The sequence below is a fragment of the Clostridioides sp. ES-S-0010-02 genome (genome assembly GCA_020641055.1).
In the GTDB taxonomy this organism is placed as follows: domain Bacteria; phylum Bacillota; class Clostridia; order Peptostreptococcales; family Peptostreptococcaceae; genus Clostridioides.
In genome coordinates this window covers 4,181,962-4,206,103 of the sequence record CP067345.1, presented here as the reverse complement: position 1 = coordinate 4,206,103, position 24,142 = coordinate 4,181,962, and the positions used below count along the sequence as shown (strand labels likewise).

The 24,142-nt window shown below is 29.4% G+C and carries 19 protein-coding genes; 16 read left to right on the top strand and 3 right to left on the bottom strand.

What is annotated here, in order from left to right:
• Positions 1-131 precede the first annotated feature (131 nt).
• From tsaE to nhaC, 16 genes are all read left to right on the top strand, one after another.
• Complete coding sequence (gene tsaE, locus JJC01_19665; GenBank protein UDN58339.1) at positions 132-584, top strand: tRNA (adenosine(37)-N6)-threonylcarbamoyltransferase complex ATPase subunit type 1 TsaE; 453 nt, start codon at positions 132-134, stop codon at positions 582-584.
• Entirely contained in the window at positions 584-1,300 is a 717-nt protein-coding gene (gene tsaB, locus JJC01_19660; protein ID UDN58338.1) for a tRNA (adenosine(37)-N6)-threonylcarbamoyltransferase complex dimerization subunit type 1 TsaB, read from the top strand. Before tsaE ends, tsaB begins: the two co-directional genes overlap by 1 nt.
• Complete coding sequence (gene rimI, locus JJC01_19655; GenBank protein UDN58337.1) at positions 1,290-1,766, top strand: ribosomal protein S18-alanine N-acetyltransferase; 477 nt, start codon at positions 1,290-1,292, stop codon at positions 1,764-1,766. Before tsaB ends, rimI begins: the two co-directional genes overlap by 11 nt.
• A 5-nt stretch (positions 1,767-1,771) precedes the next feature.
• Positions 1,772-2,788 (top strand): tRNA (adenosine(37)-N6)-threonylcarbamoyltransferase complex transferase subunit TsaD, encoded by a 1,017-nt coding sequence (tsaD, locus tag JJC01_19650; protein UDN58336.1) that lies wholly within the window; start codon positions 1,772-1,774, stop codon positions 2,786-2,788.
• Between the two features lie 272 nt (positions 2,789-3,060).
• The gene (gene hpdB / locus JJC01_19645) at positions 3,061-5,769 is read left to right on the top strand and encodes a 4-hydroxyphenylacetate decarboxylase large subunit (GenBank protein ID UDN58335.1); all 2,709 of its coding nucleotides are present in this window, start codon (positions 3,061-3,063) and stop codon (positions 5,767-5,769) included.
• Between the two features lie 3 nt (positions 5,770-5,772).
• Positions 5,773-6,030 carry a 4-hydroxyphenylacetate decarboxylase small subunit gene (hpdC, locus tag JJC01_19640; GenBank protein ID UDN58334.1) on the top strand — a complete coding sequence of 86 codons (258 nt, stop codon included), beginning with the start codon at positions 5,773-5,775 and terminating at the stop codon, positions 6,028-6,030.
• Entirely contained in the window at positions 6,023-6,973 is a 951-nt protein-coding gene (gene hpdA / locus JJC01_19635) for a 4-hydroxyphenylacetate decarboxylase activase (GenBank protein ID UDN58333.1), read from the top strand. The genes hpdC and hpdA overlap by 8 nt, the downstream gene beginning before the upstream one ends.
• A 454-nt stretch (positions 6,974-7,427) precedes the next feature.
• Positions 7,428-8,801 carry a sigma 54-interacting transcriptional regulator gene (locus JJC01_19630; GenBank protein UDN60223.1) on the top strand — a complete coding sequence of 458 codons (1,374 nt, stop codon included), beginning with the start codon at positions 7,428-7,430 and terminating at the stop codon, positions 8,799-8,801.
• Positions 8,802-9,029: 228 nt separating this feature from the next.
• Positions 9,030-10,097: an NADP-binding protein gene (locus tag JJC01_19625; protein ID UDN58332.1), complete on the top strand. Its 1,068-nt coding sequence runs from the start codon at positions 9,030-9,032 to the stop codon at positions 10,095-10,097.
• A 34-nt stretch (positions 10,098-10,131) separates the two neighbouring features.
• On the top strand, positions 10,132-10,440 hold the full coding sequence (locus tag JJC01_19620) for a 2-amino-4-ketopentanoate thiolase (GenBank protein ID UDN58331.1): 309 nt from the start codon (positions 10,132-10,134) through the stop codon (positions 10,438-10,440).
• Positions 10,433-11,863, top strand: coding sequence for a PLP-dependent lyase/thiolase (locus JJC01_19615; GenBank protein ID UDN58330.1), 1,431 nt, complete (start codon positions 10,433-10,435; stop codon positions 11,861-11,863). Before JJC01_19620 ends, JJC01_19615 begins: the two co-directional genes overlap by 8 nt.
• A gap of 77 nt (positions 11,864-11,940) precedes the next feature.
• On the top strand, positions 11,941-12,315 hold the full coding sequence (locus tag JJC01_19610; GenBank protein UDN58329.1) for an ornithine aminomutase subunit alpha: 375 nt from the start codon (positions 11,941-11,943) through the stop codon (positions 12,313-12,315).
• Entirely contained in the window at positions 12,309-14,513 is a 2,205-nt protein-coding gene (locus JJC01_19605; GenBank protein ID UDN58328.1) for a cobalamin-dependent protein, read from the top strand. Before JJC01_19610 ends, JJC01_19605 begins: the two co-directional genes overlap by 7 nt.
• Positions 14,513-15,922, top strand: coding sequence for a glutamate mutase L (locus tag JJC01_19600; protein ID UDN58327.1), 1,410 nt, complete (start codon positions 14,513-14,515; stop codon positions 15,920-15,922). Before JJC01_19605 ends, JJC01_19600 begins: the two co-directional genes overlap by 1 nt.
• Positions 15,907-16,971 carry an alanine/ornithine racemase family PLP-dependent enzyme gene (locus JJC01_19595; protein ID UDN58326.1) on the top strand — a complete coding sequence of 355 codons (1,065 nt, stop codon included), beginning with the start codon at positions 15,907-15,909 and terminating at the stop codon, positions 16,969-16,971. The genes JJC01_19600 and JJC01_19595 overlap by 16 nt, the downstream gene beginning before the upstream one ends.
• 29 nt (positions 16,972-17,000) lie before the next feature.
• Positions 17,001-18,422: a Na+/H+ antiporter NhaC gene (nhaC, locus tag JJC01_19590; protein ID UDN58325.1), complete on the top strand. Its 1,422-nt coding sequence runs from the start codon at positions 17,001-17,003 to the stop codon at positions 18,420-18,422.
• Between the two features lie 134 nt (positions 18,423-18,556).
• Here nhaC and JJC01_19585 read toward each other — a convergent pair whose 3' ends face one another.
• The 3 genes from JJC01_19585 to JJC01_19575 all read right to left on the bottom strand — a co-directional run bounded on the left by JJC01_19585 (position 18,557) and on the right by JJC01_19575 (position 23,550).
• The gene (locus tag JJC01_19585; GenBank protein UDN58324.1) at positions 18,557-19,912 is read right to left on the bottom strand and encodes an amino acid permease; all 1,356 of its coding nucleotides are present in this window, start codon (positions 19,910-19,912) and stop codon (positions 18,557-18,559) included.
• 36 nt (positions 19,913-19,948) lie between these two features.
• Positions 19,949-21,169, bottom strand: coding sequence for an amidohydrolase (locus tag JJC01_19580; protein ID UDN58323.1), 1,221 nt, complete (start codon positions 21,167-21,169; stop codon positions 19,949-19,951).
• Positions 21,170-21,537: 368 nt separating this feature from the next.
• Positions 21,538-23,550: a sigma 54-interacting transcriptional regulator gene (locus JJC01_19575; GenBank protein UDN58322.1), complete on the bottom strand. Its 2,013-nt coding sequence runs from the start codon at positions 23,548-23,550 to the stop codon at positions 21,538-21,540.
• Positions 23,551-24,142: the final 592 nt, after the last annotated feature.

Below are 24,142 nucleotides of genomic sequence, written 5' to 3'. Positions count from 1 at the left end.
GAATCATTAATATTGAAAGATAAACAAAAAAGATAAATAGAAGTACTTTATAATAGTTGGGGCTTATACTATAATTAATTAAGCAGTGATATAAATTCACACGACGATTATATCAAGATGGAGATGAATTAATGGCAAAAATATATTTAGAAAATGAAAGTAAAACTAGAGAAATAGGATATAAATTAGGTAAATTATTAAAAGGAGGTAGTGTAATTTGTTTAGTGGGGGATTTAGGATCTGGAAAGACCACAATGACACAAAGCTTAGCAGACTCATTAGGTATAAATGATTATATAACAAGCCCAACTTTTACTATAATAAACGAATATGAAGGAAAAATACCTTTGTATCATTTTGATGTTTATAGAATTGGTAGTAGTGATGAAATGTATGATATTGGATATGATGAATATATAAATTCAAATGGAATCTGTATAATTGAATGGGGTAATTTAATAGAAGATATACTTCCAAAAGAATATTTAAACATAGAATTAAGGTACAAAGATGAAGGAAGAGAAATGATATTAACTCCAAAAGGAGATTATTATAAAAGTATAGTTGAGGAGTTGATTAAATAATGAAGATATTAGGTATAGATACATCTTCTATGGCAGCAAGTGTAGCAGTTGTTGAAGATGATAATTTAATCTGTGAGTTTACAGTAAATAACAAAAAAACTCATTCACAAAAGCTTATGCCAATGATAGAAAATATGTTGGATATAAGTGATTTAAACATAAAAGAGATGGATTTGTTAGCTATATGTATAGGCCCTGGTTCATTTACAGGTCTTAGAATAGGTATGGCTACAGTAAAAGCTATAGCCCATGTAAATAATCTACCAATAATAGCAGTAAATTCTTTAGAATCTTTAGCAGGTAATATGAATTTATGTGAAAGAAAAATATGCTCTATATTAGATGCACAAAAAAATCAGGTGTATTCAGCTAAATATAAGTTTGAAGATGGAGAGTTAATAGAGTTAGATAGTGTCGATGTTGTAGAATTTGAAACTTTACTAAAGGAAATTAAATCAAGTGATGAAGAATTTATAATAGTTGGAGAAGCTGTTTATAAATATAAGGATGAGCTAGAAAACGTAAAAAATATAAAGATACCTTCACCAGCTCATAATGTATCTAAAGCAGGAAGCTTATGTTCTGTAGCACTAAATAAATATAGTAAAAATATAGATGTACATACTTGTTATACAATAAACCCTATGTATATCAGAAAATCTCAGGCCGAAGTACAATATGACGAAAAAATGAAGAGGATAAATAATGAAAGATAATACAAAACAAATAATAGATGATGTAAAAATAGAAGAAATGACTATTAAAGATATAGATGAAGTTTTTGAAGTGGAAAAAAATTGTTTTGAAGATTATTGGTCAAAAGAATCTTTTAGAAAAGAGTTATCTAATGAAGTAGCAAAGTATATAGTAGCAAAACTAGATGGAAAAGTAGTTGGATATGTTGGAATTTGGCTTATACTTGATGAAGGTCATATAAATAATGTGGCTGTTCATAGTGACTATAGAGGCAAAAAAATAGGAGATAAGTTAATAAAAAGATTAGTTGATTTATGTAAAGATAATAATATTGCGTCTATGACATTAGAAGTTAGAGCATCAAATAAAATAGCACAAAATCTATATAGAAAATATGGATTTAAAATGGGTGGAATCAGAAAAGAATACTATAATGATAACAAAGAAGATGCAATTATAATGTGGAATCAATTAAAAGAGGTGTAGAGTTTATGGGTGATATAATAACATTAGCTATAGAGAGTAGCTGTGATGAAACAGCTGCATCAGTTTTAAAAAATGGTAGAGAAGTACTTTCAAACATAATCTCTACTCAAATAGAAACACATAAAAAGTTTGGCGGAGTAGTACCAGAGGTGGCTTCAAGAAAACACGTTGAAAATATTGATATAGTTGTTCAAGAAGCTTTAGATGGGGCAAATATAGGATTTAATGATATAGACCACATTGCAGTTACATATGGCCCAGGACTAGTAGGGGCTTTATTAGTAGGATTATCTTATGCTAAAGCACTTGCATATACATTGGATATTCCTCTTGTAGGAGTAAATCATATTGAAGGACATCTAAGTGCAAACTATATAGAGCATAAAGATTTAAAACCTCCTTTTATAACATTAATAGTATCTGGAGGTCATACTCACTTAGTAGAAGTTAAAGATTATGGTAAATATGAAATTTTAGGAAAGACTAAAGATGATGCATCTGGAGAAGCCTTTGATAAGATTTCAAGGGCTATGAATTTGGGGTATCCAGGAGGACCTATTATTGATAATTTAGCTAAAAAAGGGAATAAGCATGCTATAGAATTTCCAAGAGCTTATTTAGAAGATGATAGCTATGACTTTAGTTTTAGTGGTCTAAAATCTTCTGTATTAAATTATTTAAATGGAAAAAGGATGAAAAACGAAGAAATAGTAGTTGAAGATGTTGCTGCATCTTTTCAAGAAGCAGTAGTTGAAGTTTTAGCTACTAAAGCATTAAAAGCGACAAAAGATAAAGGTTATGATGTTATAACTCTTTCTGGTGGAGTTGCTTCCAACTCTGGTCTTAGAGCTAAAATAACAGAACTTGCAAAAGAGAGTGGAATTATAGTTAAATATCCTCCTTTAATTTTATGTACAGATAATGCTGCTATGATAGGTTGCGCAGGATATTATAATTTTATAAACAATAAAACACATGATATGAGTCTGAATGCAGTTCCGAATCTTAAGATAAACCAGTAATATAAACTAAGTTTAAAAATATATTGATTAAGTATTTTTATAAAATTAAATATAGTATATGTTAAAGCTTAAAACAAGACAATGGACAATCTTTATATTTTAATAAATCAGTAGGTTTTTAGATATTTAGATATAAGGTAAATTTATGGTCTAAAATGTTTTAAGTTTTATTTTTTTGTAGAAAGATTATTTTAGAAAGTGGGTAATAGACTCTTTTTTTCCCTTCTTAAAAAGTTTTATACTAAGTATAGAAAGTTTAAGGAGGGGAAGAAATGAGTCAAAGTAAAGAAGATAAAATAAGAAGTATTTTAGAAGCAAAAAATATTAAAGCAAATTTTCAAAATCAGGAAAATTTAGATGAACTTAGTGAAAAAAAAGCAAGTAAAAGAGCAGATGATTTATTGAATGTATATTACAATACATTGTCTACAGCTGATATGGAATTTCCATATTGGTACAATAGAGAATATAGAAAATCAGATGGGGATATAGCAGTAGTTAGAAGAGCTAAAGCTCTTAAAGCTGCTTTTTCTCATATGACACCAAATATAATACCTGGTGAGAAGATAGTAATGCAAAAAACACGCCATTATAGAGGTTCTTTCCCAATGCCTTGGGTAAGTGAAAGTTTCTTTGTTGCTCAGGGAGAACAAATGAAAGAAGAAGCAAAGAAATTAGCTAGTAATACAGCAGATGAGCTTACAAAATTTGGTTCTGGTGGAGGAAATGTAACTGAAAGTTTTGGAAATGTTGTTTCAATAGCTGGTAAATTTGGAATGAGAAAAGAAGAAGTACCTGTTCTTGTAAAAATGGCAAAGGAATGGGTTGGAAAATCAGTTGAAGATTTAGGATTTCACTATGAAAAGATGATGCCAGATTATGATTTAAAAGAAAATTTAATGAGTACACTTATATGTATGTTTGATTCAGGATATACACTTCCTCAAGGTAGAGAAGTTATAAACTATTTTTATCCTTTAAATTATGGATTAGATGGAATTATAGAAATGGCAAAAGAATGTAAAAAAGCAGTTGCAGGAAATGCATCTGGAGATGGGCTTATCGGAATGGATCGTCTATATTTTTATGAAGCTGTTATTCAAGTCATTGAAGGGTTACAAGCTTGGATTTTAAACTATGCAAAACATGCAAAATATTTAGAGAGTATAGAAACAGATTTAGAATCAAAAAAAGAATATTCAGATTTAGTAGAGATATTAGAACATATTGCACATAAACAACCTCGTACATTTAGAGAAGCTCTTCAATTGACTTATACAATTCATATAGCATCAGTAAATGAAGATGCTATATCTGGTATGTCTATAGGTCGTTTTGGTCAAATTTTATATCCTTGGTATGAACAGGATATGGAAAAAGGACTAATTACAAAAGAAGAAGTTATTGAATTATTAGAACTTTATAGAATAAAAATCACTTGTATTGACTGTTTTGCTTCAGCAGGTGTAAATGGAGGAGTCTTATCAGGAAATACATTCAATACTTTATCTATAGGTGGCTTAAGAGAAGATGGTTCTACAGGAGCTAATGAATTAGAAGAATTATTATTAGAGGCAAGTATGAGATGTAGAACTCCTCAGCCTAGCTTAACTATGTTATATGATGAAAAACTTCCAGAAGATTTTTTAATGAAAGCTGTTGAATGTACAAAACTTGGTTCTGGTTATCCAGCATGGGTAAACAATTCAAATGGGACAACATTTATGATGAAGCAATTTGCTGATGAAGGAATGACTGTTGAAGAAGCTAGAGCATTTGCATTAGGTGGATGTCTGGAAACATCTCCAGGATGCTGGAAACAACTGACTTTAAATGGAAAGACATATTCTATTGCAGGTGGAGCAGGACAATCTGCTGGTTCTGGAGTTCACTTTATTGCTAATCCTAAAATATTAGAACTTGTTCTCATGAATGGTAAAGACCATCGTATGAATATACAAGTATTTGAACCTCATAATAAGCCATTAGATACTTATGAAGAAGTTGTAGAAGTATTTAAAGACTATTATAAACAAGCAATAAATGTTCTTGAGAGAGCAAATAATATTGAGTTAGATATATGGAGAAAGTTTGATACTTCTATAATAAATTCTCTATTAAAACCAGACTGTTTAGATAAAGGTCAACATATAGGAAATATGGGATATCGTTATAATGCAACATTAAATGTAGAAACTTGTGGAACTGTTACTATGGTTAACTCATTTGCTGCACTTAAAAAACTTGTATATGATGACAAAGCTTTTACAGTTGAAGAAATGAAGGATGCTGTATTAAATAATTTTGGATTTAAAGATGCATTAGAAGTTGGTAATTATTCTATGGCAGACCAAGTAAAAGTGGATAAGACTGGCAAATATGATGCTATTTATAAGGCCTGTCTTGATGCACCTAAATATGGAAACAATGATTTGTATGCAGATATGATTCTTAAAAATTATGAAATATGGCTAGCAAAAGTGTGTGAAGAAGCACAATCTTTATATGCTAAAAAAATGTATCCTTGTCAAATTTCTGTATCTACACATGGACCACAAGGAGCTGCTACTTTAGCTACCCCAGATGGTAGATTAAGTGGAACAACATATTCAGATGGTTCAGTTTCTGCATATGCAGGAACAGATAAAAATGGTGTGTATGCATTATTTGAATCTGCGACTATTTGGGATCAAGCAGTAGTTCAAAATTCTCAAATGAATTTAAAACTTCATCCTACAACTATTAGAGGACAACAAGGAACAAAAAAACTGTTAGATTTAACAAGAAGTTACTTGAGAAAAGGTGGATTCCATATTCAATACAATGTTGTGGACTCAGAAACTTTGAAAGACGCACAAAAAAATCCTGATAATTATCGTCAACTAATGGTACGTGTTGCTGGATTTACTCAATACTGGTGTGAACTAGGTAAACCAATACAAGATGAAGTAATTGCTAGAACAGAGTATGAAGGGGTGTAAAATATGAGAAAACATAGTGATTGTATGAATTTTTGCGCAGTAGATGCGACTAAAGGGATTTGTAGATTATCAAAACAAATGATTAATTTAGATGATGAAGCATGTTCAGAAATAAAAGTAATGCCAAAATGTAAAAATTGTAAAAATTTTGTTGATGCTAATGATGAAGGTATAGGTAAATGTGTTGGGCTAGAGAATGAAGATTGGGTATACTCAACATTAAACGCAATTACTTGTGAAGGGCATGTGTTTAATGAATAGTCAAAGACAATTAGAAGGAATGATTTTTGATATACAAAGCTTTTCAGTTCATGATGGGCCAGGTTGTAGAACAACTGTGTTTTTAAATGGATGTCCACTTAGTTGTAAGTGGTGTGCAAATCCTGAAAGTTGGACTGTTAGACCACATATGATGTTTAGTGAGTTGTCTTGTCAATATGAAAATGGATGTACTGTATGTCATGGTAAATGTAAAAATGGTGCATTGAGTTTTGACCTTGACAATAAGCCAGTCATAGATTGGGGCATATGTAAGAATTGTGAGAGTTTTGAATGTGTCAACTCGTGTTATTATAATGCGTTTAAATTATGTGCAAAGCCATATACTGTAGAGGAACTTGTAAAGGTGATTAAGCGTGATTCTAATAACTGGAGAAGTAATGGAGGAGTAACATTTAGTGGAGGAGAGCCACTACTTCAACATGAATTTTTACATGAAGTGCTATTAAAATGTCATGAAACAAATGTGCACACTGCTATTGAAACGAGTGCATGTGTTTCAAATGAAATTTTTAATAATATATTTAAGGATATCGACTTTGCATTTATTGATATAAAACATATGGATAGAGAAAAGCATAAGGAACAAACAGGTGTGTATAATGATTTAGTATTAGAAAACATATCAAATCTTGTGAACTCTGACTGGGGTGGAAGATTAGTACTTAGAGTACCAGTTATTTCAGGATTTAATGATAGTATAGAAAATATAAATGATATTATATCTTTTATGCATAAAAATAATTTAGTAGAAATTAATCTGTTACCATTTCATAGACTAGGAGAGTCAAAATGGATTCAATTAGGTAAAGAATATGAGTATTCTGATAAAGGAGATGTTGATGAAGAGCATCTTGAAGAATTACAGGACATATTTTTAGATAATGGCATAGCCTGTTATGTTGGGCATGAGACTGCTTTTTAGAAATAAATATTATGAAAATTAAATATTAGTTTGTAGAATCGAGTTATCGCATGAGTAAATTAAATTTGTTCTGTGATAGCTCTTTTTTACGTATTTTAATTAAGTATATTTTAACTTGTTTTATATAAAGTTTATATTTTAAGTTAAAAATATGTACGAGAATAAAGGTATACAAATACTCTTTTTTAGATAATATTTGAGTATAAATAATATATTTAGAATATTTTTTTTAATAAGGAAATATCAACAAAAGGGAAAATACTAAGAATATAACCATTACTATTCATGCTTTACTATGTAGTTCATCAAGTATTAATTAAAAATATAATGGACATAAAAAATATCATAAATATGTGATAAGATAAATATATAGAAATATTTTACTTATTTTTGGGTTGTTATATATTTAGGTACTGGGGTGATATAGTTGAACCAAGAAATATTTTTTAAAGTAATGAATGAAATATTGGAAAATATTGATGAAGGGGTACATTTTGTTAATAAAGAAGGGAAAACTATAATCTACAATGATTCTGTACAAAAAATGGAAAAAATGAATAGACATGATGTTTTAACTAATTCATTTTTTGATATAGTCAGCAAAATGAAAATAAATAGAAGTACACTAGTAGAAGTTTTGGAAAAAAGGGAAATTATTAAAGACAATATTCAAAAATATCTAGATAAAAATGGAAAAGAAATAACAGCAATAAATACTACGATACCAATTGATATTAAAGGAGAATTTGTAGGGGCACTTGAAATATCAAAGAATATGACAACTATAGAAAATTTATTAAACAGAAGCTATAAAAAAAATTTAATTAATAAAGTTGACAATAAACAAAAAAAGGGTTATGAATTTGATGATATTTTAGGGGAAAGTAATCTGATTAAAGAGGCAATAGCAAAATCTAAGAAAGCTTGTAAATCTGATGCCTCAGTATTTATATATGGTGAAACTGGGACAGGCAAAGAGCTATTTAGCCAGTCCATTCACTATGGAAGTAATAGAAAAAATTATCCATTTATAGCACAAAATTGTGCAGCTTTACCAGAATCATTATTCGAAGGAATACTATTTGGAACTGCTAAGGGAGGATTTACAGGGGCAATAGACAGGCCAGGTTTATTTGAGCAAGCTAACAAAGGGACATTATTATTGGATGAAATAAACTCCATGCCTATTATGTTACAGGCTAAATTGCTAAGAGTTTTGCAGGAAGGTTATGTAAGAAGAGTTGGAGGGACTAAGGATATACCTGTTGATGTAAGAATTATTGCAACAACAAATGAAAGTCCAAAAGTTATTTTAAATGAGAATAAAATGAGAAAAGATTTATATTATAGGCTTAACATAATAGATATAAAAATTCCTCCTCTTAGAGATAGAAAAGAGGATATATCTGTATTATGCAAAAAATTTATTTCAAAGTATAATAAAAAGTTAAATAAAAAAGTAGTAGGTATTTCAGATGAAGCTATCAGGGTTTTAAAAAATTATGACTGGCAAGGGAACATAAGAGAACTAGAAAACATAATTTATTGTACTATGAGTATGATGGAAAACGAGATACAAATAGAAACAAGCATGATTAATTTAAATGACTATTACAATCTTAAAGAGAATAAAGAGCGTAATAATTATTCTTTAAATGATTTAGAGAATAAGACACTTAATAATGTTCTCAGTGAGATAGAAGAGAAGTATATATATGAATCATTAGAAAAGGCATCATATAATATAACTAAGGCTGCATCAATTTTAGGTATGAATAGGCAAAATTTACAATATAAAATAAAAAAATATAACATTAAAGTCCTATAAAGAAGTAAAATAAAAAAGAAAAATAAAGGCGCAAAATTATTATAAAAGAGCAAATTTTTTTGCTCTTTTTTTGTTTCTCAGAAAAAATATTATTTTTTATTTATGAAAATACATAACAAGATAATTATAGTTTCAACGTTCTAATAAATATTTATTTTTGTTTTGAAGTTGGCACGATTCATGCTTTAACTAATAATTAAGAATATAAATTTTTAGGAGGGTGTATATATGAGAAAAGTAAGAGTTGGTATATGGGGATTTGGAGCTATGGGGATAGGCATGGCTAATATGATTTTAAAAAAAGAAGGTATAGAAATAGTATCTGTTTGCAGTAGAAGTACTTCAGGTAAAAGTATGTATGATGTCCTAGGAATTGAAAGAGGAGAAAGAACAGAAGTTATTATCAATGGAAATTATGAAGAAGTTTTTAAAGAAAAAAGTGTAGATGTTGTTTTATTAGCAACTGATTCATTTACTAAAAAGGCTTTTGATAAAATAATGTTCTTATTAAATAGAAAAATAAATGTTATATCAACAGCAGAACAAATGGCATATCCACAAGCTGATGATGCAGACTTGGCTAAGAAAATGGATGAAGTTGCAAAAGAGAATGGAGTAAGTATTCTTGGAACAGGAATCAATCCAGGGTTTGTACTAGATTTACTAGTATTAGCGCTTTCAGGTACTTGTGAAGAAGTTAATAGTATAAAAGCGAAGAGGGTAAATGATTTATCACCATTTGGAAAATCTGTTATGGTAGAACAAGGTGTTGGAGTAACAAAAGAAGAGTTCATAAAAGGTGTAGAAAATAATACTATAGCAGGTCATGTAGGATTTGTAGAATCAATAAATATGATAGCTGATGGATTAGGGTGGAAACTAGATAAGATAGAACAAACAAAAGAACCAATAATGACTACAGTAGATAGAAAATCTAAGTACGGAGAGGCATTGGCTGGAAATGTTGCTGGTTGTAGACAATGTGGATATGGATATGTAAATGGAGACGTTTTAATTGAAATGGAGCATCCACAACAGATAATACCTGAAGCAGAAGGTATTAAAACAGGAGACTATGTATCAATAAAAGGGATACCAAATATTGATTTACAAATAAATCCTGAAATACCTGGAGGGGTAGGTACTTATGCAATGATAGTAAACTCTATTCCATTAATAATAAATGCTAGACCAGGCCTTAAAACTATGTTGGATATACCAGTACCTAGAGCAATAATGGGAGATATAAGAAATCAGATAGAAATTGAGTTAGAAGAAGAGTCAAAAGCAAATTAATAAAATAACAGTTAGCTGATAAGGGGATGAAAAAATGGATGCTAAAATTAATGATTGGGTTATTATACACAATATAGTGTTGACTCCAGAAGAAAGAGCTCCACAAGTTCCAGAGGATACTAAGAAAGTATCCTTAGAAATGTGGGTTAAAGGGTTTATACAAAAGGATGCCTCTATAGGTGATTTAGTAGAAGTTAAAACAATTACGGGTAGACTTGTAAAAGGTAATTTACTTAAAGTAAATCCATATTATACTCATGATTATGGTAAATGTATACCTGAGTTACTCCAAATAGGAATACAGGCTAAAGAAATATTATTTGGAGGTGTATATAATGAATAATGCAGCATCAATGAAAGATATGAGCTATCAAGCTGTCATGGGAAGAAACAATGAAATAATGAAAAACGCAATTGGATTGGATTACTCATCTTTTGAACAAGAAGGAATAGGATTTGACTATGAAAAAATGATGGGTGAAACAGGATATACATTACAAGATATTGAAGCAATTCAATCACAATATGCTGTTGGAAATACTCCTATAATAGAACTTAAAAATTTAACTAAGTTGGCCAGAAGATGTGCTCCAGAAGGTAAAGGTGCTAGAATATTTGTAAAAGATGAAGCAATGAATGCATCTGGTAGTTTTAAAGCAAGAAGAGCAGCTACTGCAGTATATCATGCTAAAAAAATGGGATATAAAGGTGTAATAGCAGCTACTAGTGGTAACTATGGAGCAGCTGTAGCATCTCAGGCAGCAATGCAGGGTTTAAAATGTATAATAGTTCAAGAATGTTATGATTCTAATGGTCTAGGTCAACCTGAGATTATAGAGAAAGCAAGAAAATGTGAGGCATATGGTGCAGAAGTTATTCAATTAACTGTTGGACCAGAATTATTTTATACATTCTTAGTCCTACTAGAAGAAACAAGCTATTTTAACGCATCGTTATATTCACCATTTGGAATTGCAGGTGTAGAAACTTTAGGATATGAGCTAGCTATTCAATTTAGAGAAAAATATAAAAAAGACCCTGATGTAGTTGTTTGTACAAATGCAGGTGGAGGTAATCTCACTGGAACAGCAAGAGGACTAATAAAAGCTGGTTCTCTTAACACAAAAGTAGTTGGAGCAAGTGTTGATTTAAAAGGATTACACATGGCTAGTGATAGTCAATTTAATAAAAAATCATTTACAACAGGACATACAGGTTTTGGTATACCATTCTGTACATGGCCTGATAGGTCAGATGTACCTAGGTCTGCAGCTAGACCACTTAGATATATGGACAGATATGTGTTAGTAAAACAAGGAGAAGTTTTCTATACAACTGAATTATTGGCACAGTTGGAAGGTATAGAAAGAGGACCTGCTGGAAATACATCTTTAGCAGCAGCATTTTCCTTAGCACAAGAATTGGATGAAGATAAAGTTGTAGTAGTACAAGAGACAGAGTATACAGGTGCAGGTAAACACATATGTCCACAGCTTACATTTGCAAAAGAAAATGGAATAGATATAAAATTTGGAAATCCAAGAGAAGAAATTGCAGGAGTAAACTTAATATTACCAGAAAGACCAGAATTATTAAAATGTGTTGATATCGACATAAATAAAATAAGAAAATCATTTATAAAAAATTGTGTATCTCATAATGGTATTGATAATGTTAATAGTCTAAGTAATGAAGATATAGAATTTCTAATGAAAGAAGTAAAAAGTTCAAGAGATTTTGTTATTGATACGTTAGATAATTTATAATAATTACTATTTTTTAATTTACCATGAAATGAATAGTTGGAAAATTCACTTAAATTAATATGAATGGGGGAATGTTCATGAAAAAAAGAGAGGATGATTTTGAGGTTAGAAGAAAACATCTTCAGAAATTGAGCGATGATGAGTTAAAAGAAAGATTTTGGAGTTTAGCTGCCCAGATAGTAGAACCAATGATAGACCTTGGCAAAAAGAATACAACACCATCAATAGAAAGGTCTGTTTTGTTAAGAATGGGATTTTCTTCTCTTGAGGTAAAACCTATTTTAGAAGGTGTTATGGAAAGAGGTCTTATAGGTAAGGGAGCAGGGCATGTAGTTTATAAGCTTGCTAAATCTAAAAATATATCAGTTAGAGAAGCTGGTTTATTATTAGTTAATGGTGAATATTGGGATGAAGTTACATGTTTATTTAGAGAAGGGGTAGAATCATGTTAAAGGAAAATAAAAAATTAGATATAGACTATATATTAAAAGATTTGGATAAATATAAACCAAAAAGAAGAGGTTGGGTTTGGAGAGAACACTTGGAAAATCTTGAAATGGGACCTTTTGAATATAAAGACTGTACAAAACCTTTAAAGAAGAGTGTAGGGTTACCATCATCTAAATATTTTAATAATATAGACCCTCAACCAAGCCCAATTATTACTACTGAAATAGCTTCTGGAAGATTTGAAGATGATATAAGAAGAATGAGGATGGCAGCTCATCACGGTGCTGACCACTTAATGGTCATTAGAACTGCTGGGCAATCACATTTTGACGGACTTATAGAAGGAACCCCTCAAGGTATAGGAGGTGTTCCAATAACAAGAAAACAAGTAAGAGCTCAAAGAAAAGCTCTTGACTTTATAGAAGAAGAAGTTGGTAGACCTATTAATTACCATTCATATGTAAGTGGTGTTGCGGGTCCTGAAGTAGCAGTAATGTTTGCTGAAGAAGGGGTCAATGGAGCACATCAAGACCCACAATATAATGTTCTATATAGAAATATAAACATGGTAAGATCTTTTGTAGATGCTTGTGAAGCTAAGCAAATAATGGCTTTTGCAAATATAGCTCAAATAGATGGAGCACATAATGCTAATGCTACTGCTAGAGAAGCATGGAAGGTAATGCCTGAACTTATGGTTCAACACGCTTTAAATTCTATATTTTCAGAAAAAATAGGAATAGATAAAAGTAATATATGCTTATCAACAGTGCCACCAACAGCCCCTCCAGCACCATGTTTAAGAATAGATTTACCTTATGCTGTTGCACTTAGAGAATTATTTAGTGATTATAAGATGAGAGCTCAAATGAATACTAAATATATGGAATCATCAACTAGAGAAGCAACAGTTACTCATGTATTAAATTTATTAACATCAGTCTTAACTAGAGCTGACATACAATCAACTATAACACCTGACGAAGGTAGAAATGTACCTTGGCATATATACAACATAGAAGCATGTGATACAGCAAAGCAAGCTTTAGTTGGAATGGATGGTCTTATGGATATGATAGAACTTAAAGATGTTGGAGAATTAAGATACAAAGCAAGAGAGATTAAAGAAAGAGCTGTACTATATATGGAAGAAATCTTTGAAGTTGGAGGATATTTTGAATCAGTAGAACAAGGATTCTTCGTTGACTCAGGAAATTATCCAGAAAGAAATGGTGATGGTATATCTAGAAAAATAAAAGGTGGAGTTGGTGAGGGTACTGTTTATGAAAGAGATAAAGATTATTTAGCACCTGTAACTGCTCACTTTGGATACAATAATGTAGCTCAATATGATGAAAAAGCTATAGATAATCCATCAATATTAATAGATGGATGTACATTTGAAAATCCAAACAAAATAATATATATCGATGAACTTGATGATTTTGATAATGTAGAAAATAGACTAAAAGAATCAGAGGAATACAGAGGTGGAACTAAAATCAAACCTGAAATGGAATGGTGTGCAGATGGAATTGTGATGATAACAATGATGCTTCCTACTGATAAAAGAACAGCTGAGTTTGCAGCATTGGAATTTGTCAAAAAAATGAATTTACAAGAAGTTGAAGTTATAAGTAGAGAAGTTATGCATGAATCCGAAGGCACTAGGATAGAAGTGAAGGGAAGAGTTCCATTTGATATAGATTTAAATGACTTAGTAATACCAGAAGAACCTAAAGTACTAACTGATGAAGAAATAAGAGCAGATATAGAAGAAAAGCCTATGAAAATAGTTTCAGCTACAGTTGGAGAAGACGAACACTCAGTTGGTTTAAGAGAAATAATAGATATAAAACATGGTGGTATTGAAAAATATGGTATAGAATGTCATTACTTGGGAACTTCTGTACCTGTAGAAAAATTAGTAGACGCAGCAATAGAGCTAAATGCAGATGCAATACTTGCATCTACAATAATAAGTCATGATGATATTCATTATAAAAATATGAAGAAATTACACGATTATTGTGTAGAAAAAGGTATAAGAGATAAAGTAATGATTGCTTGTGGAGGAACACAGGTAACACCTGAAATAGCCATTGAACAAGGAATAGATGCTGGATTTGGAAGAAACAGCAAAGGTATACATGTAGCCACTTTCTTAGTTGAAAAAAGAAGAGAAATGAATAATAAATAATGGAGAATAAAAAAGTTTCTTTAAAAATAGATGTGTTGGTAGCTGAAATAGGAAGTACTACCACTGTAGTAAACGCTTTCCATAATATTGATTCTGATAATCCTGTATTTTCGGGTCAAGGTCAGGCTCCAACAACAGTGTTTGAAGGTGGCGATGTAAGAAATGGCTTATCGGGTGCTATTAAAGATTTAGCTAATAAATTATCTGTAGATGATATAAAGTATAATGATATGTTTGCAACTTCTAGTGCAGCTGGTGGATTAAAAATGACTGTTCATGGATTAGTGTATGATATGACAGTAAAAGCAGCTAAAGAAGCTGCTCTAGGAGCTGGAGCTGTTATTCGTCAAGTAACATCAGGTAGAATTAAAAGAACTGATTTAAAGAAAATAAAAGAAATAAATCCCAACATAATCTTAATAGCTGGTGGAGTTGACTATGGAGAAAGAGATACAGCTATTTATAATGCTGAAATGATAGCTTCTATGAGTTTAGGTATACCAGTTATATATGCTGGTAATGTTGAAAATCAAGAAGAAGTAAGGTTAATATTTGAAGATACGAATTATAAGCTTTATATAACAGAAAATGTATATCCTAAAATAGATTTATTGAATATAGAACCTACAAGAAAAATTATTCAAGGTGTATTTGAAGACCACATAACTACAGCACCAGGAATGAAGTATATTAAAGAAATGGTTAATGAAAATATTACTCCAACTCCAGGGGCTGTAATGGAAGCTTCTAAACTTTTATATAAAAATATTGGAGATTTATTAACTTTAGATGTAGGTGGAGCAACTACTGATGTGCATTCTGTTACATATGGAAGTGACTATATTAATAAAATATTAGTTAATCCTGAACCTGTAGCTAAGAGAAGTGTTGAGGGAGATTTAGGTGTATATGTAAATATGAAAAATATAGTAGAAGTTATAGGCAAAGAAAATTTACAAAATGAATTATCTATAGATATTGATAAAGTAATAGATAATTATCCACCAATACCAAAATCAAAAGAAGAAATATTATTTGTGGAGAGATTGACAAAAGAAGCTGTTATTAAAGCTATGTTAAGGCATTCAGGGAAAATAAGAAATATTTATGGAACAACTGGAAAAACCAAAATTGCAGAAGGAAAAGATTTAACAGAAGTAAGATATATAGTGGGTACAGGGGGAGCACTTACTAGGCTCCCTAGTAGAATTAAAATATTAGATGGTATAACTAAATACAATAAAAATAAAGAATTACTATTTCCAAAGGAAAAAACAAAGATATTGATAGATAATGACTATATTATGGCATCTATGGGGGTTTTATCTAAAAAATACGAAGAAGCATCTCTTAAGCTCCTACTAAAAAGTTTAAACTTCAAGGAGGAAAGACTATGTACCCTAGATTAGAAATAGATATAGAAAAATTAAGACATAATGCTAAAGTAATTTTACAGAGTTGTCATGAAAGAAACATTAAAGTATCTTTCGTAACTAAATCATTTTGTGCACGAAAAGAAATAGTAGAAGCAGTATATAATGAAGGAATAGATCATATAGCAGATTCAAGAATACAAAACTTAAAAAAGTTACAAAATATAAATTTACCTAAAATACTAATTAGAATACCCATGATAAGTGAACTAGAAGAAGTTATCAATTATTGTGATATAAGTTTTAACTCAGAATTAGAAACTATAAAGAAATTAAATGAATTATGTGAAAGTAAAAATATTATTCATAATATAGTTCTTATGTTTGACTTAGGAGATTTACGAGAAGGGTATTTTTATGAAGAAGACCTCTTTAATAGTATAAAAGAGATAGTAAAACTAAAAAATATTAAAATAATTGGTATAGCTACAAACTTAACTTGTTATGGAGCTATTATACCATCTAAAGAAAATACAGGTAGGCTAGTAAGTATAGCTCAAAAGATAGAAGGTAAATTTGGAATAAATCTAGAAATAGTATCAGGAGGTAATTCAAGTTCTATACATTTAATGACAAGTAATAATATGCCAGAAGGTATTAATAATTTGAGAATAGGTGAATCTATTTTACTTGGTAGAGAAACGGCATACGGTAAAAATATAAATGGGACATATCAAGATGTATTCAAATTAATATGTCAAATAGTTGAATGTAAAGAAAAACCATCAGTTCCTATTGGAGAAATAGGAGTTGATGCGTTTAGAAATAAACCTGTTTATGAAGATAAAGGAATCTTAAAAAGGGCAATTATAGCCATAGGTAAGCAGGACATAAATATTGACTCTTTAATTCCAATAGACACTGATATAGAGATATTAGGGGCAAGTTCAGACCACATGATATTAGATGTAAGTAATACAAAATGTGATTATAAATTAGGCGACAATGTAGATTTTTTATTAACTTATGGAGGTATCATGTCATCTAGTACAAGCGAATATGTTTCAAAGAAAATTATAGTATAGTGTTCAAATAATTAGGAGGAAATTATTTTATGAAAGAGCGAGAATGTAGAAAAGCAAATCTGTTTGATGCAATGATACCAATTACTTGCTTGATATTATTTTTAAGTTTAGGGGTATTAATGTATGGCTCATCACCTCATGTACCACTAATAGGAGCTGCAGCAGTAGCAGGCCTTGTAGCTGTATATAGGCTTGGATTTAAATGGAAAGACCTAGAATTAAGTATGTTTAATAGTATAAAGATGGCAATGCAAGCAATCTTAATCATAATTATAATAGGTGTGCTTATAGGAACTTGGATAGTAAGTGGAGTAGTTCCATGTATGATTTACTGGGGACTAAAAATTTTATCACCAAATATTTTTTTAGTAGCATCCACATTAGTCTGCTCAATAGTGTCTCTTGCAACAGGGTCATCTTGGAGTACAATGGGTACAGTAGGCGTGGCACTTTTAGGAATTGGGCAAAGTTTAGGTATGCCAACTGGATTAATAGTGGGTTCTATAATATCTGGAGCTTACTTTGGAGATAAACTATCACCTTTATCTGAAACGACTAACTTAGCACCAGCAATGGCAGGAACAGATTTGTTTACACATATAAAATATATGTTATATTCAACTATACCATCATTATTAATTTGCCTAGTAATTTATGGTGTAATCGGAATGAAGTATTCAGGTCAAGCATTAGATATAAAACAGATAGAGCTAATTAGGTCTACATTAGATTCTACATTTAATACTTTATCACCAGTATTATTATTAGCTCCAGCAATAGTAATTGGATTGGTTATATTCAAAGTTCCTGCTATACCAGGGCTTATAGTAGGTGCTGTATTAGGAGTATTGTTTGCAGTAGTTTTCCAAGGAGAATCTATGAATGTAATATTAGATGCAGCACAAAATGGATATGTTTCATCAACACAAGTAGAAGAGGTAGATGCTTTATTGTCTAAAGGTGGGATTATGAATATGATGTCTACTGTATCTTTAACAATATGTGCCTTATCTCTTGGAGGTATTTTAGAAAAAACAGGCATGCTTGAAGCAGTAGCTTCTTCTTTACTAAGGTTAGCAAAGGGTGTATTTGGAACAGTATTATGTACAATGGTAACTTGCACAGTTACTAACATAATAGCAGGAGAACAATACTTGTCTATAGTTATACCAGGAAGAATGTATAATAAGGAATATAAAAAGAGAGGTATACATCCTAAGATGTTATCAAGAGCTTTAGAAGATAGTGGAACTTTAAGTTCTCCATTGGTACCATGGAATACATGTGGAGCGTATATAACAGCAACATTAGGTGTATCTGCATTAACGTATGGTCCATATGCATTATTAAATATCATAAATCCATTGGTATCTCTAGCATTAATTGCATGTAAGTTTAAAATAGCAAAAATAGAAGATGAACCTGAAACTTGTTTGAATTTTGATGTTTGATTATAGTATTTGATATATGTTACTTATTAGAAAAAATAAAGGCCTAAACTTTGTGTAAATAATAAAGTTTAGGTCTTTATTAACTTTTTCTATAGATTTTAAATAAAAAAGAATGTCAAGCAATCTATAAAATATTACTGAATTTTTTCTCTTGGAACATATAATTTTGAATCTTCTGACTTATCTTTGCACTCACATTCAATTTTTTTGTTTTTTTTCATAAGTACATATAAAGGTGCTATCAATAACATTGCTCCTAATCCTATCAAAACTCTATTTTGAGTTATAGGTTTTGACATATCTTCAACCCAAGCTTGTTGTAACAACCATATACTACCTAATATAGCTACTGTTGGTATAACAGGGCCAAAAGGAATTTTAAATGAAGCCTGGATATCTGCTCTTTTTCTTAAAACTATTACTGCTAAACAAGTTGGTATGTATTGAGCAAATCTGGCAATTACACTCATTACTGCAAGCTGTTCAAAACTTCCAGTTAATACAAGTGGTATGCAGAAGATTAAAGATATTATTATTGCTACATATGGAGCATCATATTTATTTGTTTTTCCTATAAATGCTGGAAGAGAGCCTTCTTCTGCTAGAGCAGAACCACACTTGGGAGTTACTATTGAAGAACCTATATTTATTCCAAATATAGATATTAATGTTGCTACAGATATAAATACTTTACCATAATTGCCTAAAAATACGCTTGAAGCGTCTGCGATTGGAATACTATTTTCAAATAATTTGTCTCCAAGTATACCCATACAGACAACTTGAATTAAGATATAAATTATTGCACATATAAATATTGTAGTTATTAATGCTATTGGAAGATTTTTTTTAGGATTATCCATTTCTCCACTTGCTACAACAAATGATTCAAATCCAGTAAACGCGTAAAATACTAATATTATAGCTGGTCCTATACTAGAATTTACAACATTGCCTGAAGGAACAACATTACCAAATTTTATAAAGAATATTCCTACTATTACAAAAACTATTAATGGTACTAATTTAGCTATGGTTATTACATTATTCATTATCTTTGTACTTTTAATTCCAAATAAGCTGTTTATTGAAAGTAATGTTACTAATGCCACTGCGATATATCCTTTATATTCAGTAGCAGCTTCTGGCCAAAATGCACCTAAAGCTGTTGCAAATCCTACTGCTAGTGTAGACCATGATATGATTCTAATAACCCAAGACATTGTACCAACTTCAAAACCTATAAAATCACCAAATGCCTTTTTGGAGTATAAATATGCACCTCCATTTTTGTCAAACATACTTCCAGCCTCTGCAAAACATAAAAGTATTGATAGAACCAGAAGTGTAGCAAAAATATATATAAATATACTATTTTGGCTCGCTAGATTGTAAACTTTACCTGGTAGTAAGAATATACCTGAACCTATGATACTATTAATTCCTAATAATATCATACTAAATAACCCTAATTTTTTAGCTTTTTCCATATTAATTTATCTCCTATTCTTTTATTAATTACCATATTAATTAAAATATAAAGTATTCATTACATGCATCATAACTCCTATTGGAAGACAATCCTCATCTACATTAAATTTAGAGGTATGAAGAGGTGAAGTCAGTCCTTTTTCCTCGTTTTTGCACCCTAAATGGAAGAATGCTCCTTTGCAATGTTCTGTATAAAAAGAAAAATCTTCACCACCTAATGAAGGGTTTGCTCTCAGTATAAATTTTTCTTCTCCAAGTAATTCCTTAGTACTTGAAATAACAGTATCTACTAATTCCCTTTCATTTATAACAGCAGGGTAATTTTCATCGCTCACGTGTAATGTTCCAATACATCCAAATGCAGATGCTGTATCTTCAACAATTTTAGTAATCTTATTAATTACAAAATCTCTTGTCTCACTATTTAAAGTTCTCAATGTACCCTCTAATTTTACATCTTCACATATTACATTATGTGCATCACCACCATATATTTTGCCTATAGTCAAAACTGCAGCATTATTTGGTTCTAGGTTTCTACTTATTATGGTTTGTAGTGATGTAACAATTTGTGAAGCTGTGACTATTGCATCAATACCATTTTCAGGATACGCACCATGAGCTCTTTTACCCTTAACACTTATTTCTATAGTATCAACACTTGCATTTAATGTGTCGTATTTCGTTTCAATAAATCCTGTTTTAATGTGTGGCATGACATGAAGCCCAAATATATAATCAGCTTTAGGGTTTTCTAAACACCCATCCTCAACCAAGAACTTTGCTCCACCAAAACCTTCTTCTGCTGGTTGAAATAAAAATTTTACATTTACATTTAGATTATCTTTCATTGAATAGAGTACTTTGCATGCTCCAAGTAACATTGTTGTATGCGCATCATGACCACAAGCGTGCATTTTTCCATTATGTATTGATTTATAAGGTATATCGTTTTCTTCTTCTATAGGAAGCGCATCCATATCTGCTCTTATACAAATAGTTTTATCTGCATTTTCTTTTAAAATGTATGCCATAATTCCATTGTGTTTTGTAAATTCCATATAATCAATTCCTATTTCTTTTAAATAAGAAATGACTTTTTGTTTTGTAAGATTTTCCTCAAGAGCTAATTCTGGTATTCTATGTAATTCTCTTCTAACATCTATTAACCAAGGTTTCATAGAATTACAACTTTCTATTACAAAATCTTTTTCTAATTCTTTAACTTGATTTTTTAATTTTAAAGCTGGTTGCATTTTTATTCCTCCAATTACTTTTTATTGTCTTGTTAATATAGTTAAGCAATTATTATGCCATGTTTTTTTACTTAAGAATTTTGTTTTTTATAAAAATATTGAATAAAAAAAATCATTACATTGTATGAAAAGTATGAAAAATAAATATTATATTGCAATTTTCAGTAAAAAATTTTGTTTTGGATAAAGATTGCACTATATATGAGTATTTATAAAAAAAATAGGAAAATTGTTATTTATCCTATTCCTATTAATTCCTATTAATTAGATAAAAATAGACTATAATTTTGATGTATTTAGCAAACAAAAAAATCTACTAAGGAGACAAACTATTCCCTAATAGATTTTTTATTTAATAGTTGATAAACTTATAGAGTTTCATACTTTAATTTACTATAAAAGATTTCTCCTTTTTGAGTTATTTTACTTCCATATCTTCCCGAATTACAAATTATAAATTCTTCTTTTTTTAGATATTCAAATATTTTTTTTATTTTACCTTCAGTAATTTGAATATTTTTATCTAGTAATCTTTGCAAAATTAGTCCTCTACCAATACCAACATCTGATTCTTTATTTAAAATCAACAATTCTAGTATATTTAAAATATCATTTTTATTATACTTTAGTTTTAATGGGGAATTCTTATTATCTAAAGTCCTTAAGTTTGGAGGTAAGTCCTTTTCAAGTACAATATCATCACACATAATATTTAAGTAAGATGTTACATTTTGGAGTTCTCTTATATTACCTTTCCATTTATAGTTTTGTATAAGTTCTTTTGCCTCTGGTGTAATAAATAACTTTTTATTAATTAAATCTTCCATAATAATTAAGATATCTTCTTTTCTCTCCCTTAAAGGAGGTATATTTATTGGAATTGTATTTAATCTATAATATAAATCCTCTCTAAATCTACTATTATCAATCATTTGTTCTAGGTTTTTATTAGTAGCCGATATGATTCTAACATCTATGTTAATTATATTATGAGAACCAACAGGCATTATTTGTTTTTCTTGGAGAACTCTAAGTAGCTTTGTTTGTAGTTCTAAGGGCATGTCGCCAATTTCATCTAAGAATATAGTTCCATTATTTGCTAATTCAAATAATCCCTGTTTTCCTTCTTTTAGACCCCCAGTAAAAGTACCTTTATCATATCCAAATAACTGACTTTCTAGTAAGTTTTCAGGAACAGCTGCGCAATTTACTGCTATAAATGGCTGATTTTTTCTAGTTGAATTATTGTGTATAGATTGGGCTATGAGTTCTTTACCAGTTCCACTTTCACCTCTAATAAGTATACTTAAATCAGATTTAGAAACTTTTTTAGCTAAATCTATGCATTCAAGCATCTTTGGGCTATTTGTTTTTATATCTTTGAATGTATATTTCGCTATTTGCCCTTTTTCTCTTAATTTTTTAGTTAAATTTTGTTCCAGCTTTTTTATGTATGTTATTTCTTGTAAACTGTAATATGTACCCATTTTTTCATCTTTATTGTATATGTTTTTTTTATTTACATTTATATACTTTTTATCAAATATAATAACCTTGTCCAATATCTCTTTTTCATTTAATAAAACCTTTAAACTATCTATAAACACTTCTTGAATATATTTACCATAGATATCCTCTTTTATGTTTAAGATGTCTTTTACTTTACTATTATATGTATTTATTACACCATCTTTTGAAGTAAATAATATTCCATCTTTTGATAAGTTCAATATTGTATCTAATTCTTCTATCTTTAAAAACAGTTCTTTATATTTATCTTTTATACCTGTGTCTAAACTTATTATTTCTTCTGAGTATTTAACCAGATTAGATTGTATTTCTTTTGAGTCGATTTGTAATAAGTTTATTATTTCTATAAAGGTAGAAATATCTATATATCTATGACCTAAATCAAAAATATCTGAGATAGAACTAGGGACTTTTTCTGGAACTCCTGGAGTTATAGCTATCTTTATATCTTTATAATTATTTTCGTTCATATATGGAACTGGTCTAATATTAGTTACTCCAATCTTATAAAATAAGCTTATAGTCTCTAAAGTAGTTTCATCAGAATCATTTACAATTAAAGCATTTGTACCTTGTGGTAAGGATAATAAATCATATACTTTATCTTCCTTAAAAGTTCTTCTTATTACAATAACTTTTTTCTTGTCTAATATATTATTTATAATTTTGTCTAATCTTTCTACAGACATTACCAATATTACATCATCATTTATAATATCATCATTATTTATTTCATCTATAAAGTATCTGTTAATTTTTATGTAATCTCCAAAAACTAACTTTAAGTTATTTTCCAAAAAATCTATTAAATCTTTTCTGCTATCATTTACCAAAGCTACTGATTTTTTCATTGATTTCTCCTTATTTATATAATAAATAGTTTTTAATAATATTTACAGGAAGGTTATTTCCATAATCAATATATCTTATTGTATCTAAAATTGTACAAAACTTATATAATATTAATACTTAAACTATTAAACATTATTAATACTATAAAATAATTTAATTTTAATATCTTTTTTATATAACATCAATAACTTTATATATAACATTTTAAATTTAATAGCGTTTTATACAAAAAAGAAGGTGCCTAGATATGATTTTTTGAGAATCATACATAGAAACCTTCTTCCTTATAATTAAATCTTGTCACCAAATCCCCCTAATTGTTGCTTAAAATTCAAAATGTATGTATATTTTTCATTTCTATTCGATTAAATTATAATATACATCTAAAAAATTTATTTTAACAAATTCTATTGATAATACAATTTCATAAATATAGAATTATATTAAAATAAATAATATATGAAAATATATATGTATAAGTTTATTCTGCTTGAGTAGAATAGATTTGTCAAGATTAATTTAATTGTTATATTATCTTTTGTTAAAAATTAATCTAAATTAAAATATATGAATAGAATATTTTATACAATA

Bases quoted from the DNA above. Each gene is read 5' to 3' on its own strand.
- tsaE (UDN58339.1), top strand. From the start codon at position 132: ATGGCAAAAATATATTTAGAAAATGAAAGTAAAACTAGAGAAATAGGA.
- tsaB (UDN58338.1), top strand. From the start codon at position 584: ATGAAGATATTAGGTATAGATACATCTTCTATGGCAGCAAGTGTAGCA.
- rimI (UDN58337.1), top strand. From the start codon at position 1,290: ATGAAAGATAATACAAAACAAATAATAGATGATGTAAAAATAGAAGAA.
- tsaD (UDN58336.1), top strand. From the start codon at position 1,772: ATGGGTGATATAATAACATTAGCTATAGAGAGTAGCTGTGATGAAACA.
- hpdB (UDN58335.1), top strand. From the start codon at position 3,061: ATGAGTCAAAGTAAAGAAGATAAAATAAGAAGTATTTTAGAAGCAAAA.
- hpdC (UDN58334.1), top strand. From the start codon at position 5,773: ATGAGAAAACATAGTGATTGTATGAATTTTTGCGCAGTAGATGCGACT.
- hpdA (UDN58333.1), top strand. From the start codon at position 6,023: ATGAATAGTCAAAGACAATTAGAAGGAATGATTTTTGATATACAAAGC.
- JJC01_19630 (UDN60223.1), top strand. From the start codon at position 7,428: ATGAATGAAATATTGGAAAATATTGATGAAGGGGTACATTTTGTTAAT.
- JJC01_19625 (UDN58332.1), top strand. From the start codon at position 9,030: ATGAGAAAAGTAAGAGTTGGTATATGGGGATTTGGAGCTATGGGGATA.
- JJC01_19620 (UDN58331.1), top strand. From the start codon at position 10,132: ATGGATGCTAAAATTAATGATTGGGTTATTATACACAATATAGTGTTG.
- JJC01_19615 (UDN58330.1), top strand. From the start codon at position 10,433: ATGAATAATGCAGCATCAATGAAAGATATGAGCTATCAAGCTGTCATG.
- JJC01_19610 (UDN58329.1), top strand. From the start codon at position 11,941: ATGAAAAAAAGAGAGGATGATTTTGAGGTTAGAAGAAAACATCTTCAG.
- JJC01_19605 (UDN58328.1), top strand. From the start codon at position 12,309: ATGTTAAAGGAAAATAAAAAATTAGATATAGACTATATATTAAAAGAT.
- JJC01_19600 (UDN58327.1), top strand. From the start codon at position 14,513: ATGGAGAATAAAAAAGTTTCTTTAAAAATAGATGTGTTGGTAGCTGAA.
- JJC01_19595 (UDN58326.1), top strand. From the start codon at position 15,907: ATGTACCCTAGATTAGAAATAGATATAGAAAAATTAAGACATAATGCT.
- nhaC (UDN58325.1), top strand. From the start codon at position 17,001: ATGAAAGAGCGAGAATGTAGAAAAGCAAATCTGTTTGATGCAATGATA.
- JJC01_19585 (UDN58324.1), bottom strand. From the start codon at position 19,912: ATGGAAAAAGCTAAAAAATTAGGGTTATTTAGTATGATATTATTAGGA.
- JJC01_19580 (UDN58323.1), bottom strand. From the start codon at position 21,169: ATGCAACCAGCTTTAAAATTAAAAAATCAAGTTAAAGAATTAGAAAAA.
- JJC01_19575 (UDN58322.1), bottom strand. From the start codon at position 23,550: ATGAAAAAATCAGTAGCTTTGGTAAATGATAGCAGAAAAGATTTAATA.